Raw genomic sequence first — 14115 nt, 5'->3', positions numbered from 1 at the left:
CGGCAATTAAGCCGACAGACTTGCGCGGCCGCGCGCACGGCGGGCTGCGAGAACTTTGCGACCGCCGGCAGTAGCCATACGGGCACGGAAACCATGACGACGCTTGCGAACAAGCTTGGATGGCTGGAATGTACGCTTCGACATTTATTTAATACCGCGGTGTGCGGCCCTTCTTGAATTTGCACTATTTGCAAGAGCGTTTCGTTTTTTGCACGGCTAACCCCGCCTGGGCGAGCTTTTAATGGCCGAGCGTGCGCGGCTTATAAGGGCATAGGCCGAGCAAAGTCAATTGCCGAAGGGGTTTTCGCCCTTCACCTTTTGCGGAAGCGCCATGAAATCGGCTTCGCTCACGGGCGCTGCGGGCGCATTCCGATCGCACGATCGGTAAATTCTGAAATTCTTTCTTAAGGCGGCATTGATAAATGTTGTGATGGGAAAAGTTATGCCAGCTTCCCATTTTCCATCGTGCGGCTGGCTTTTGGGGGAACGAAATTGAGAATTCGCGGTCGTATCAATCTTCTTGTCGGGCTTATGAGCCTTGTGGCCTGCACCATCGGCGGCCTGTCCATATATGCGGTCAGCGAGTTTCAGGTGCGCACGGTCGGATACGAAAAGGCAGCGGAGCGCGCCTATAAGGGTGAAGCGCTGAACCGGCTTGTGACTGCGGTCGTCATGGAGGCGCGCGGGGTCTACGCTGCGCCCGATATCGAAAAGGCGGCACCTTTTGCCGATGGCATCGTCAAGAACCTCGACGCCATGGAGAAGCTGATCGCAACCTGGACCCCTCTCGTTCCGGCAGAACAGAAGGCGGCCTTCGACAATCTCTCCAGTCGCTTCAAGGAATTCAAGGCCTTCCGTCTGGAAACGGCGCGGCTTGCCCGCGAGGCCGGCCCGCAGGCCGCCAACCAGCAGGGTAATAACGACGCGAACCGGGCCAACCGCAAAGCCTATCAGGCGGAAATCGATGCTGTCGTGAAGAATGACATCGCCGGGCTTGAAGCCGTCAAGGCGGGCATCGACGGGTTTGTAACGACGACCTTCTGGCTGGTCATCATCGTCACCGGCAGCGGCATATTGGCCGGCGCGGCGTTCGGCCTCTACATCGGAGCGCGGCAGCTGAGCGCGCCCATCCGCAAGGTTTCGGAAGTGATGAATGCCGTTGCGGACGGAAATCTGGACGCGGACGTGCCCTATCTCGGCCGGACCGACGAAATCGGCGAAATGGCAGCGGCAGTCGAAGTCTTCAAGAAGAACGGTCGTGAAGTGCGCCGCATGAATGCGCAGGAAACCGCCATGCGTGCCAAGAGCGATGATCTGCAGGCCGGCATGGCCGTTGTCGTCGACGCTGCTGCCCAGGGCGATTTCAGCCGCCGCATCAACAAGGATTACGGCGACGAAAACCTCAATCGTTTCGCTGCGACGATCAATGCCCTGCTCACCGGCGTGGACAATGGTGTTTCCGAGACCAGCCGCGTCATCGAAGGTCTGGCGCGGGGCGATCTGACGGAAAAGATGGATGGCGAGTTCCGCGGCGTCTTCGCCGAGCTCCAGACCAATGTCAACGAGACGCTGGCCAAGCTGCGGGAGACGATGCGGGAAGTGCGCAGCAGCACGGAAGGCATCAGCGGCAATGCGAACGAATTGCGTTCGGCGGCCGACGACCTTTCGAAGCGGACGGAACAGCAGGCTGCGGCACTGGAGGAAACCTCCGCCGCCCTCGACGAAATCACCGCCGTCGTTCGCAATTCAACGGATCGGGCGCAGGAAGCCAGCACCATGGTGGCCGAGACCAAGCAGAAGACGGCAGAATCCGCCAATGTCGTGCGCGATGCCGTCTCCGCCATGGATCGGATCGAGCATGCCTCGCGGGAAATCAGCCAGATCATCAATGTCATTGACGAGATCGCCTTTCAGACCAACCTCCTGGCGCTGAACGCCGGCGTTGAGGCTGCGCGTGCGGGTGAGGCGGGCAAGGGCTTCGCTGTCGTCGCACAGGAAGTGCGTGAACTGGCGCAACGCTCTGCGACGGCTGCGAAGGACATCAAGGCGCTGATCACCAAGTCCGGCGAAGAGGTCGGTCGCGGTGTGTCGCTGGTGCAGAGAACCGGTAGCGCGCTGGGCGAGATCGAGACCCGCGTTCTGGCTATCAACGAACATATCCATTCGATCGCCACGGCGGCGCGGGAACAGTCGACCGGCCTGCATGAGGTGAATACCGCCATCAACCAGATGGATCAGGTGACGCAGCGCAATGCCGCAATGGTCGAGGAAACCTCGGCCGCAACCCACAAGCTGAGCGGTGAAGCGGGCCATCTCGTCACGCTGGTGTCGCGCTTCAAGGTTGGCGTAGAGGATGGTCAGATCCGCTCTCGCGCAGAACAGCAGATGCGGCCCGTGGCGGTGTCCGGAAGGGCAGCGGCCGTGGCCTCTCCGGCACGTAAATTGATGAGCAGCGTCAGCCGCGCTCTCAACGCCCAACCAGCCGCTGCTGTAGCGAACGGGGACTGGCAGGAGTTCTAAGCCATTCCGCCTGCGGTTTCGCTTGAGACGGGTTCTAAGTCAAACGCCGCCCTCCCGGGCGGCGTTTTGTTTTTCAGGCGATGGAAACGTTTGTTTTGCAACGCATTTGAAAAATATCTGTTAGGTCCTATTATCGTGCTTGCATATAAACCGAGCCGTTCCACCGAAGCGGCGGCGCGCATACAGGATCAGGGCCCGGTGTTTTCTAAAGGCGTAGACAGCTTGGACGGCACGGAAGACAATCCGGTGCACTGCATGCCGGGATTGACCGGGGGGCTTTCCGGGCGCCTGCTGTTGCTCACCGTTATTTTCGTTATGATTGCCGAAGTGCTGATCTTCGTGCCTTCGGTCGCCAATATGCGCCTTTCATGGCTGCGGGACCGTCTGAACACGGCGGCAGCAGCCGGCGCGGTGATCGATGGCTTGCAGGCCGAATTGCCGCGGAGCGTGCAGAACGACACGCTGATGGCCACCGGGGCGAAGCTGATTGCGCTGCGCAAGGATGGCACATCGCGCCTGCTTGCCGTGGCGGAAACGCCACCCGGGGTCGATGAGCAATATGATCTTTCCGATGTCTCGCAACTGGCAGCGGTGCGGGATGCCTTCTCCACATTGCTGTTTGGCGGCAATCGCGTCATCCGTGTTTTCGATGTGGTCGGAGACAGCGACACCATCATTGAACTCGTGCTGGGTGAAAACAAACTACGGGCGGCGATGCTGGCTTATGCCCGCAATGTTTTCCTGATCTCCATCGTCCTGTCGCTTGTCACCGCCGGTCTCATCTTCGTTTCCATCAACCGCATCATGATCCGGCCCATACGTCGCCTGACGCTCGGCATGCAGCGTTTTTCCGAGGAACCGGGCAATCCCGAGCGGATTTTCGTGCCGGAGGAGGGAAGCGACGAGCTGTCCGTCGCGGGCCGTCACCTGGCCGACATGCAGACGGAGTTGCAGAAAACCCTGCGGCAACAGAAAAACCTCGTGGATCTCGGTCTGGCGGTTTCGAAGATCAATCACGACATGCGCAATATCCTGTCATCCGCACAGCTTATGTCGGACCGGCTGGTGGACGCCAAGGATCCGATGGTCAGGAGCTTTGCGCCGAAACTGCTGCGCACGATCGACCGCGCCGTGGCCTATACAACCGAGGTTCTGGCCTACGGGCAGGCGACGGAAGGCGCGCCGAAACGCAAGACGGTGCAGTTAAGTCTTCTGGTGCGGGATGTGCGTGACATTCTGGCGCTCGATCCGGAAAGCGGCATCGAGTTTCACGATAGCGTGCCGCCCGATCTCACCGTCGATGCGGATGCCGAGCAGCTTTTCCGGGTGATCCACAATCTCTGTCGCAACGCCGTTCAGGCACTGCAATCCGACACGGCGAACGCGTCACCTCGGCATCTGTCGATTGCAGCCCAGAGGGCCGGCAACGTCGTCAGCATCGTAATAGACGACAACGGGCCGGGAATGCCGCGCAAGGCGAAAGAGAACCTGTTTTCCGCCTTCAGGGGATCGGCCCGATCCGGCGGCACCGGTCTCGGCCTCGTGATTGCGCGGGAACTTGTGCTTGCCCATGGCGGCACGATAGCGCTTGTCGAAAAACCCGGTCCCGGCACGCAGTTTCGCATCGAGATCGCCGACCGCGCCGCCTCCGTACACGCCGCTCGGACCGCCTGATCACTTCGCCTGAAGAAGTTCCTGCACAATCGCCGCACCTCCCGGAATATGCGCCCCATATGGCCACTCAAAAATGCCCTTGATGGAATTTCTAGTATAATCAATAAGATACATGAATTGCTGCGGAAAAATGACAATTTCGAAACGAAATCGCTTGCAATCGGAATGAGGACGTTTTAGAGGATCGCCACGCCACCGGAAATGACCGGAACGGCACGCACCCGTAGCTCAGCTGGATAGAGCACCAGACTACGAATCTGGGGGTCAGGAGTTCGAATCTCTTCGGGTGCGCCATTTCTCTTCCCACAAAAATACTATGATACGGCCTTTGCTTAAAGCTGTTTGTCGTGTCGATAGAATATCGGCACCGTTGGCATATCCGTAAAACCCACGTGGCCGAACAGATTCCGAATTTCCCGTATATGTGCTAAAGTTCCGGGGTCATCAGCTGACCGCAGGGTGAAAGCCATGTTGGAAACGGACAAGGTTTTTGCCGGCTCTATCCCGGAAAACTACGACCGCTATATGGTGCCGTTGATTTTCGAGCCATTCGCCCGCGATCTGGCACGGCGGGCGGCGGCGTTGACGCCGATCAATGTTCTGGAAATCGCCGCAGGTACCGGGGTTGTCACGCGTGAACTGGCACCAGGATTACCGCCCGCGGCAAACTATGTCGTGACAGACCTCAACCAGCCGATGCTCGACTTTGCGGCGTCGCGCCAGGTGCCCGACAATCGCATCCAGTGGCGCCAAGCCGACGCTCAGGCGCTGCCGTTCGAAAATGCTGCTTTCGATCTCGTTATCTGCCAGTTCGGTGCGATGTTTTTTCCCGACCGCCCGTCTGCCTATCGCGAAGCGAAGAGGGTGCTGAAGCCCGGCGGCCATTATTTATTCAACGTATGGGACCGCATCGAGGAGAATCATCTCGCGAATGAGGTGACGAACGCCCTTGCAAGCCTGTTTCCCGACGATCCGCCGCGCTTCATGGTCCGTACCCCGCACGGCTACCACCATACGACATTGATTCGTGGTGAGCTGGAAAGTGCCGGCTTCTCTCGGGTGGTGATCGAGACGATAGCGGCGCAAAGCCGTGCATCGTCACCGCGCATTCCTGCCATCGCCTATTGTCAGGGAACCGTTCTCCAGACCGAAATCGAAGCCAGAGCGCCGGGAAAACTTGAAGCCGCGACGGACTGCGCCGCATCCGCAATTGAAGCGCGCTATGGCAGCGACGAAGTCGTCACCAAAATTCAGGCTCATGTGATTCTTGCAGCCGTTTAGAAACCGGGCCCGCGAGGCTCGCAGGGCCGGTGAACAAGCGTCGAGCTCGGATAGTCGAACTGCCCCCTGATATTAGCGGTTTTTTGTGAAGGTCGATATCTCAAGGCGTGGCGATGAGCCGGGATTGCCGGGCTTTTCAGTGTCACGGAACTTTCTGCAAACCTTCGTCATATTGTCATGCAATATAAGCATATGCGCTCCAGAAAAGGAGCGCAGAATGACGCCACAATCACTTGAACTTTCGGGTATCGGAAAAGGCTTTGGAGCTGACGATGTTCTGAAAGAAATCGATCTCTCGATCCGTCCCGGAGAATTTTTGTCCCTCGTCGGCATGTCCGGCTGCGGCAAGTCAACGCTGCTGCGCATCATCGCGGGGCTGGAAACGCCGGATCGCGGTTCGGTGACGATCGGCGGTCAGGATGTGACGGAGATCGATCCAAGTGACCGCAATCTGGCGATGGTGTTTCAATCCTACGCGCTTTATCCGCATATGAGCGTGCGCCAGAACATCGCGACGCCGCTTCGGATGCGACGTCTGCCGCTTGCTGCACGCTTGCCGCTGATCGGAAGATTTGCGGCGCCTGCCGAAACTTTGCGCCAGATCGATGCTGCCGTCGAGCAGGCGGCCGAGACCCTGCAGATCGCGCATCTGCTGGACCGCAAGCCGGCCCAGCTTTCAGGTGGCCAACGCCAGCGCGTGGCTCTGGCCCGGGCACTGGTGCGCTCGCCTGCCGCATTCCTCATGGACGAACCACTCTCCAACCTAGATGCAAAGCTTCGCGCCCACATGCGCGAGGAGCTTGCCGGGCTGCACCGGCGGTTGGGCGCGACGTTTATCTACGTCACCCATGACCAGATCGAAGCGATGACAATGTCGGACCGCATCGCGCTGATGTCGGAAGGTCGTATCGAGCAACTGGGCACGCCGGACGAGCTTTACCGGAAACCGGCGACACTGACGGTTGCGCGCTTCATTGGCACGCCGTCGATCAACCTGCTGCCGGTGGAAATCGATGCTGAAGGTAAGGTCACGGCTTTCGGCCGCGATCTTGGCGTCGAGGCCTCTGGTCGTGATGCCGGCCCGGCGACGCTTGGTCTTCGCGCCGAGGATTTGCGCCCGGGTGCCGAAGGCTTCGCGGTGCGGGTGACCCGCAGCGAAACCCACGGTGCGGACCGTTTCGTGAACTGCCGTCTTCTGAGCGATGAGACCGTCGCCATTACCCTGCGTCAGGCCGCGGGCGAGGTGTTGGGCGCCGATGAGAACGGCGTGATGAACCTCGGCTTTGCGCCGGAGCGCGTGCATCTTTTTGCCGCAGACGGCCTGCGTCGCAAGACGACGGTGCGTGAAATGGTGCCGGCATGACGGCGGTTGATTTTTCCTCGGCCACGCGCGCAAAGTCTCGCCCGCGCCTCTCGAAGGCGGACCGGCGGATGATCTGGCGTGGCCTGATGTTCGCGGCACCGGCAAGTCTGCTGCTTTTGGCGATCTATATCGTTCCCATATTCGTTCTGGCCGGTTTTTCCGTCACAGATTACAAGCTCGGCGCACTCTCCACCCGCTTTGTGGGTCTCGACAATTTCGTGAAGGCTTTCCACGACCCGGTCTTCCTGCGCGCGCTGGCGAATACGGCCATTTATGCGGTCATCGTCATTCCCTTCGGCGTTTTCCTGGCGCTCGGCGTGGCTTTGCTCGTTTATAATCGCAAGCGTAGCCGTGCCTTCTGGGAAGTCGCTTATTTCCTGCCCGTCACCGCAACGCTCGTCGCCATGGCGACCGTGTGGCAATTTCTGCTGCATCCTTCGCTTGGCCCGGTGAATGCGGCGATCAAGTGGTTCGGCTTCGAGCCCGTCGCGTTCCTCTCCAACCCGGTTCTGCTCATTCCCACCATGGCGCTGATGGGTGTCTGGCAGGTTCTGGGCTTCAACATGGTGCTGTTCCTCGCCGGCCTCACCGCCATTTCGAAGGATCTGCACGAGGCATCGAGACTAGACGGCGCGAAAAACCCGATTGACCGGTTTCTGACGGTGACTTGGCCGATGCTGGGGCCGACGACGATGTTCGTGGTGGTCACCACCTCAATCTCGGCCTTCAAGGTGTTCGAGACGGTTGCCGTGCTGACCAAGGGCCGCTTCGGTTCCGAAACCCTGCTTTTCGATCTCTATCTTGAAGGGTTCGAATATTCCAACACCGGTTATGCCGCCGCGCTGACGGTGATCTTCCTCGCTATCGTGTTGATCCTCTCGATCGGCCAGACGCTGCATATGGACCGGAAGGTGCACTACTGATGGCCGCGCTCCGCAAATACTTCCCGCATCTCGTGCTGGCACTCGGCGCTTTCGTGATGCTCCTGCCGTTCTACTGGATGATGTTGACGTCGATCCGCTCGCCTGCGGAAATATTCGACGTCTCGCTCTGGCCGATCCCGGCGAAATTCGATGCCGTCGAAAACTATACCCGCGCAGCGAGCCAGGTGCCGATGGCACGTTTCATGCTGAACGGCGTCATCGTCTGCGTCGGTATCCTCGTCGTACAGGTCCTGACATCGGTGCCGGCGGCCTATGCGCTGGCGAAGCTCAGGTTTCCGGGCCGCAAGCTGCTGCTGGGTCTCATCATCGCGGCACTCTGCGTGCCAATTCAGGCACTTGCCCTGCCGCTTTTCGTCGGTCTGGCGAAGACGGAACTGCTGAACACCTATTTCGCGATGATGATGCCGTTCTTCCTGTCGGTCTTCGCCATCTTCCTGTTCAACCAGTCCTTCCGCAGCTACCCGGATGAAATCATCGAAGCGGCCCGCATGGATGGTTTTTCGGAAATGGAGATTTGTTGGGGACTGGTGCTGCGCGGCTCGCTGCCTTCGCTCGCGGCTTTCTCGATCTTCTCGCTCGTCGCCCACTGGAACGACCTTTATTGGCCGATGATCGTGGTCTCCGACACCAATCTCGCCCCGCCGCCGCTCGGCATGATGCTTTTTGCGGATGTCGAATCCGGCGCCAATTACGGTGCCCTGATGGCGGGCGCAACACTGATTACCGCGCCAATGGTGCTGTGCTTCCTCCTCGCACGGCGGCATTTCATCGCCGGTATTACCATGACCGGCGTCAAGTGACGTCGTTCGAACTCCTCCTCCCAACCCATTTTGGAGAATGACATGAAAATCAACCGACGCGCTCTGATGGGCGGTCTGGCACTCGGCGTGGCCTTTGCAGGCCTCGCAACGCCGGTTCTTGCCAACGAAATCACGCTGAACGTTCTCTACAACCTGCCGGGTTTCACGAAATTCCATCAGCCGCTGGCCGATGAATTCATGAAGAAGAACCCGGATGTGAAGATCAACTTCCTCGCTCCGGCCGCAGGCTACAATGAAGGCCAGCAGCAGGTTCTGCGCTCCGCCGTCACCGGCAATCTGCCCGATGTTTATTTCTCGGGTTACAACCTGACGGCGGAACTGGTGCACACGCTCGCACCGCGCAACCAGATCACCGATCTTAGCCCATTCATCCAGGCTGAAGGCGGTCAGGCCTTTCTCGACAAGAACTACAGCCCGAAGATGGCAGCTCTCGGCCAAATCGACGGCAAGCAGTACGGCCTGCCGGTCAACGCTTCCTCGCCGATCATCTACATCAACTCCGACCTCGTCACCAAGGCTGGCGGCGACCCGGACAAGATGCCGACGACCTTCCCGGAGCTGATCGCTCTCGCCAAGAAGATCAAGGCACTCGACCCGAAGTTTGCGGGCATGAGCTACGACATCAATGGCTGGCCGGATGACTGGTTGTGGCAGGCGCTTGTTTTTGAACAGGGCGGCAAGCTCGTTGACGAAACGACCAAGACCGTTGCGTTCGACAACGAGATCGGCCTCAACGCCCTGAAGATGACCCGCCAGTTCGTCACCGAAGGTGGCCAGAACCTGCTCGACTGGGACCAGTCGCGCCAGCAGTTCGGTGCAGGCCTTACCGGCTTCATCTTCTCGACGCCCGCCCACGTTCAGACCATCACCGGCCTGGTTGGTGACCGCTTCAAGCTGAAGACGGCAACCTTCCCGCTCGACAACAAGGAAAAGGGCGGCGTGCCGACGGGCGGCAACTCTGCCGTTATCCTGACGCAGGAAAAAGCCAAGCAGGACGCGGCGTGGAAGTACCTGAAGTGGATCACCGGCCCCGAGGCGCAGAACACCATCGTGCGCATCACCGGCTACCTGCCGACCAACAAGCTGGCAACCGGCGCTGACTTCCTGGCTCCCTATTACGCCGAGAACCCGAATGTGAAGACAGCTTCGCTGCAGGCTGATCGTTCTCTGCCGTGGGCCGGTTATCCCGGTGGTGATTCCGTCCGCATCTGGCGCACCCAGCGCGATATCATCGGCACCGTCATGCGCGGTGAAGTGTCGCCCGAAGCCGGTCTCAAGCAGATCGTCGAGCAGACCAACGCCCTGCTGAAGTAAGCGACACCATGGAAAAGGCTGCGGGAACCACATTCCCGCAGCCATTTTATGCAGAGAGACCGACAATGAAGATCATCCAGATTACAGACACCCATCTTTTGCCGCCAGGCATTGCGATAAACGGCGTGGATCCCGAGAAGCAGTTGCGCGCGGCGATATCAGATATTGTCGAAAAACATCCCGACGCCGACCTTCTGGTGATGACGGGCGATCTTTGCAATTACGGCGAGCCGGAGGCTTATGAACTCCTTCGCGACATTTTGGCGCCCGTGTCATTGCCCGTGCGGCTGATGCTCGGCAATCACGACCGCCGTCCGGAATTCGTGGCGGCTTTTCCCGAACAGCCACGGGATGAAAACGGCTATATCCAGTCCTTTATCGATACCGAATTCGGCCGGCTGCTGTTTCTCGACAGCCACGAGGCCGATGTCATCGGCGGCATGTACGGTGCGGATCGCCTGACATGGCTGGACAAGGCGCTTGAAGGCGCTGGCGACCTTCCCGTGACGGTTTTCGTTCACCACCCGCCAATGGATTGCGGTATCCGGCATTTCGAAAACATCGGCATGCATGATGACGGCGCGGTTATGCAGCGTCTAGGCAGACATCCGGCCGGCGTGCGCCATATTGTTTTTGGCCATATCCACGTTCCGATGGCGGGCACCAGCGCCGAAGGCATCGCCTATAGTTCCGGCCAGGCCTGCGCGCATCGCTTCATCACAGATATCGAGGTTGTCGATCCCTTGTGGACCGGCGGCAACCCCTGTTACCGGGTGATCAGCCTCGGTACATTCGGCCTGCGTGCCTATGATGTCGAGGTGGGGCAGGTCGTGCTGGGGCAGGCCTCCGCATGCGAAGGCCCCTGATTGCAGGCAATAGCTGAGGCAACCCTCCGGTATGTGACGAGGCGATCCATACGCCTCATCAGCGGTTGCGGTCGGCTGCGATGCTGCGATCGCCCCGCAGCCTGTCGCGCCGATGCGCCACTTGCGGTCTGTCGATCAGATTTGATGGATCAAAGCCATGGTCCCGTTCACACCCTTGATCTATGTCAGTTTCATCGTTGAAACTCCGCGCCATAGTCACTGGTGAGGTGGCCAGCCACGTGACGCGCCATCTGGAATGCAGATCATGGAGAAGTGCATGCTTGAAAAGCGTATCCGCAACGCGTCCCTCTTGAACAGGATAGTCAGCGCCGAAGAGGCCGCTGGCCTCATTCAGGATGGCATGACGGTGGGCATGAGCGGCTTTACGCGGGCCGGCGAAGCAAAGGCGGTACCGCTGGCGCTGGCCGAGCGTGCGAAGACACACCCGATGAAGATCACCCTGATGACCGGTGCATCGCTTGGCAATGATCTCGACAAGACCATGGTGGAGGCGGGCATGCTGGCGCGCCGTATGCCGTTTCAGTCCGACCCCGCTTTGCGCAAGGCGATCAATGACGGCAAGGTGATGTTCATCGACCAGCACCTTTCTGAAACGGTCGAGCAATTGCGCGGCGGCCAGATCCACGGTGTGGATGTGGCCATCATCGAGGCGGTGGCGATTACGGCGGACGGCGGTATCGTGCCCACCACATCCGTCGGTAATTCGGCGAGCTTTGCCATTCTTGCTGAAAAGGTCATCGTTGAGATCAATCTGTCGCAACCCGACGTTCTCGAGGGGTTGCATGATATTTTCATCCCCGCAAAACGCCCTACCCGCATGCCCATTCCGGTGGTGGCAACGGACAGCCGCGTCGGTCTGCCGTTCATTCCGGTGCCGCCGGAAAAAATCGCCGCAATCGTCCTGAGCGACAAGAGCGACAGTTTTTCGACGGTGCTGCCACCTGATGACGAGACCAAGGCGATTGCCGGCCATCTCACCGAATTCCTGCTGAATGAGGTCCGTCATGGCCGCATGACCCACGAACTCCAGCCGTTGCAGGCCGGTATCGGTACCATCGCCAATGCCGTCATGCACGGTTTCATCGATACGCCGTTTCACGATCTCAAAATGTATTCGGAAGTTCTGCAGGATTCGACCTTCGAGCTTTTCGATGCGGGCAAGCTGACTTTCGCTTCCGGTTCATCGATCACGCTCTCCTCTGCCATGAACGAACGGGTCATGCCGCGACTGGCCGATTACAAGAGCAGGCTGATCCTGCGTCCGCAGGAGGTCAGCAATCACCCGGAGGTCATCCGCCGCCTCGGCATCATCGGCATCAACACCGCGCTGGAGTTCGATATTTACGGGAACGTCAATTCTACCCATGTCGGTGGCACTCACATGATGAACGGCATTGGCGGCTCGGGGGATTTTGCCCGCAACGCCTATATGTCCATCTTCGTCACCAAGTCGATTGCCAAGGGCGGCGCCATCTCCAGCGTCGTGCCGATGGTCAGCCATGTCGACCATACCGAACATGATGTGGATATTCTGGTCACGGAAATCGGGCTGGCCGATCTGCGCGGCCTTGCCCCGCGTGAGCGCGCTGCGGTCGTTATCGCAAATTGCGTGCACCCCCACTATCGCGATGCCCTGACGGACTATTTCCAGCGAGCGGTGGCACGCGGCGGACATACGCCGCACCTCATTGAAGAGGCGCTGTCCTGGCACAATGCCCTTCGCGAAAGGGGCACGATGCTGCCGCAGCGATAGAACTCGCCTGCACGCCACAATCACGTCTCGCGGCTTCGCAAGGCGGAAAAATTGGGTCTGTTTGGACACACCGGCGCGGAAATCTCCGCGCTTGCGCGATGGTTGCTGGCGCGGCAGTTCCGCCTCCGGTAGAAATTCCTGTCCTCTGGCCGCTATCCGGCTGCCTTTGGGTTGCAGGAGAATGATGTGATGCCCATCCGCTTCGTAGCCATAATCGCGATTGTTGCCCTGCTCGCTGGCTGCGGGGGGCGTCCCATCGGGGTCATGACGCCAACAGGGCAGACCGTGGCTGGAACCACGCCCGTCAATCTCCTAGTCGCCACCACGCGAGCGCCCTCGGACAATGCCGCCGTGCTTTTCGGCGGCGAACGCGGAACCGGCTTGAAGGTCGATGCCGTCACCATCTCCATTCCGCCCAAGGCCAACCGCAAGGTCGGGCAGGTGCAGTGGCCGAAGAAGCTGCCGCCTAACCCTCTGAAGGACTTCACCACGGTGGCGGTTGAGCCTGTTCGTTCCGAAGCGGAGACGAAAAGCTGGATCAGCAAACATATCCATAAGGACCGCCGCGTTCTGGTCTTCGTGCACGGTTTCAACAATCGTTACGAGGAATCGGTCTATCGCTTTGCGCAGATCGTCTATGATTCCGGCTCGGATGTCGTGCCTGTGGTTTTCACATGGCCGTCACGGGCGAGTATTTTCGACTATAATTACGACAAGGAAAGCACCAATTACTCGCGCGATGCGCTTGAGGAAATGCTGACCCGTCTGGCAAAGGACAAGTCGATCGGCGAGGTCACGGTCATGGCGCATTCCATGGGCACATGGCTTGCCGTGGAGGCGCTGCGCCAGATGGCCATCCGCAACGGCCGCGTCGATCCGAAGATAAGCAATGTCATTCTGGCAGCACCAGATCTCGATGTGGACGTGTTCAGCCGGCAGTTCGCCAGCTTCGGCAAGGCACCGCCGAAATTCACCCTGTTCGTCTCGCAGGATGACCGTGCGCTCAGCCTGTCGCGCCGCATTTCCGGCAATGTCGACCGTCTGGGCCAGATCGACCCTTCCGTCGAACCCTATCGCAGCCAGCTGGAAAAGGCCGGTATCACTGTTCTTGATCTGACCAAGCTGCAATCCGGTGACCGGTTGAACCACGGCAAATTTGCAGAAAGCCCTGAAGTCGTGCGCTTGATTGGCGACCGCCTCATTGCCGGCCAGACTGTGACGGATTCCGATGTCGGTCTGGGGGAGGCGCTGGGCGCGGTCAGCATCGGTGCCGCGCAAACGGTTGGAACGGCGGCAAGCGTCGTGGTCAGCGCGCCCATTGCGGTTTTCGATCCGCGCACGCGTGAAAATTACGGCAGGCAGGTGGAGAGGCTCGGCCGCTCTGTTGAAAACACCGTCGGATCGGTTGGTGATACGGCCGGCTCCGTGGTGGACGATCAGGCAGTTCAGTCTTCGCGAGTGAATTGCGACGCCGCCGCCAATCGTAACCGGGCGGAGTGCCGAAATCGCTAGATCATGATGAGAACTGGATGGCGAAAACCATAAGCGATTTTCGCCA

The 14115-nt window shown here is 59.5% G+C and carries 11 protein-coding genes and 1 tRNA gene; 11 read left to right on the top strand and 1 reads right to left on the bottom strand.

Features of this window, described 5'->3' with window-relative positions:
* Positions 1 to 6: 6 nt before the first annotated feature.
* Positions 7 to 144, bottom strand: coding sequence for a 50S ribosomal protein L34 (gene rpmH / locus F617_RS26870; RefSeq protein WP_013635393.1), 138 nt, complete (start codon positions 142 to 144; stop codon positions 7 to 9).
* 348 nt (positions 145 to 492) lie between these two features.
* On the opposite strand from rpmH, the gene F617_RS0103175 reads away from it, so the two are divergent.
* The 11 genes from F617_RS0103175 to F617_RS0103120 all read left to right on the top strand — a co-directional run bounded on the left by F617_RS0103175 (position 493) and on the right by F617_RS0103120 (position 14069).
* A complete protein-coding gene (locus F617_RS0103175) occupies positions 493 to 2520 on the top strand; it encodes a methyl-accepting chemotaxis protein (RefSeq protein ID WP_026330647.1) in 2028 nt (675 codons plus the stop codon).
* A 255-nt stretch (positions 2521 to 2775) separates the two neighbouring features.
* The gene (locus F617_RS0103170; protein WP_034501842.1) at positions 2776 to 4194 is read left to right on the top strand and encodes a HAMP domain-containing sensor histidine kinase; all 1419 of its coding nucleotides are present in this window, start codon (positions 2776 to 2778) and stop codon (positions 4192 to 4194) included.
* A 217-nt stretch (positions 4195 to 4411) separates the two neighbouring features.
* Positions 4412 to 4488 (top strand) — tRNA-Arg (locus F617_RS0103160).
* Between the two features lie 174 nt (positions 4489 to 4662).
* Positions 4663 to 5475, top strand: coding sequence for a class I SAM-dependent methyltransferase (locus F617_RS0103155; protein ID WP_019564404.1), 813 nt, complete (start codon positions 4663 to 4665; stop codon positions 5473 to 5475).
* Positions 5476 to 5692: 217 nt separating this feature from the next.
* Entirely contained in the window at positions 5693 to 6838 is a 1146-nt protein-coding gene (locus F617_RS0103150) for an ABC transporter ATP-binding protein (protein WP_019564403.1), read from the top strand.
* Positions 6835 to 7761, top strand: coding sequence for a carbohydrate ABC transporter permease (locus F617_RS0103145; RefSeq protein WP_003514858.1), 927 nt, complete (start codon positions 6835 to 6837; stop codon positions 7759 to 7761). Before F617_RS0103150 ends, F617_RS0103145 begins: the two co-directional genes overlap by 4 nt.
* Positions 7761 to 8582: a carbohydrate ABC transporter permease gene (locus tag F617_RS0103140; RefSeq protein WP_003514860.1), complete on the top strand. Its 822-nt coding sequence runs from the start codon at positions 7761 to 7763 to the stop codon at positions 8580 to 8582. The genes F617_RS0103145 and F617_RS0103140 overlap by 1 nt, the downstream gene beginning before the upstream one ends.
* Positions 8583 to 8624: 42 nt before the next feature.
* The gene (locus tag F617_RS0103135; protein WP_019564402.1) at positions 8625 to 9917 is read left to right on the top strand and encodes an ABC transporter substrate-binding protein; all 1293 of its coding nucleotides are present in this window, start codon (positions 8625 to 8627) and stop codon (positions 9915 to 9917) included.
* 65 nt (positions 9918 to 9982) lie between these two features.
* On the top strand, positions 9983 to 10783 hold the full coding sequence (locus F617_RS0103130; RefSeq protein WP_026330646.1) for a phosphodiesterase: 801 nt from the start codon (positions 9983 to 9985) through the stop codon (positions 10781 to 10783).
* A gap of 277 nt (positions 10784 to 11060) precedes the next feature.
* A complete protein-coding gene (locus F617_RS0103125) occupies positions 11061 to 12557 on the top strand; it encodes an acetyl-CoA hydrolase/transferase family protein (protein ID WP_019564400.1) in 1497 nt (498 codons plus the stop codon).
* Positions 12558 to 12746: 189 nt separating this feature from the next.
* Positions 12747 to 14069, top strand: coding sequence for an alpha/beta hydrolase (locus F617_RS0103120; RefSeq protein ID WP_013635402.1), 1323 nt, complete (start codon positions 12747 to 12749; stop codon positions 14067 to 14069).
* The last annotated feature ends 46 nt before the right edge of the window (positions 14070 to 14115 follow it).

The organism is Agrobacterium sp. 10MFCol1.1 (genome assembly GCF_000381165.1).
GTDB lineage: Bacteria > Pseudomonadota > Alphaproteobacteria > Rhizobiales > Rhizobiaceae > Agrobacterium > Agrobacterium tumefaciens.
Note: the sequence above shows the minus strand (reverse complement) of the source record. Positions and strands in the feature narration are given on the sequence as shown.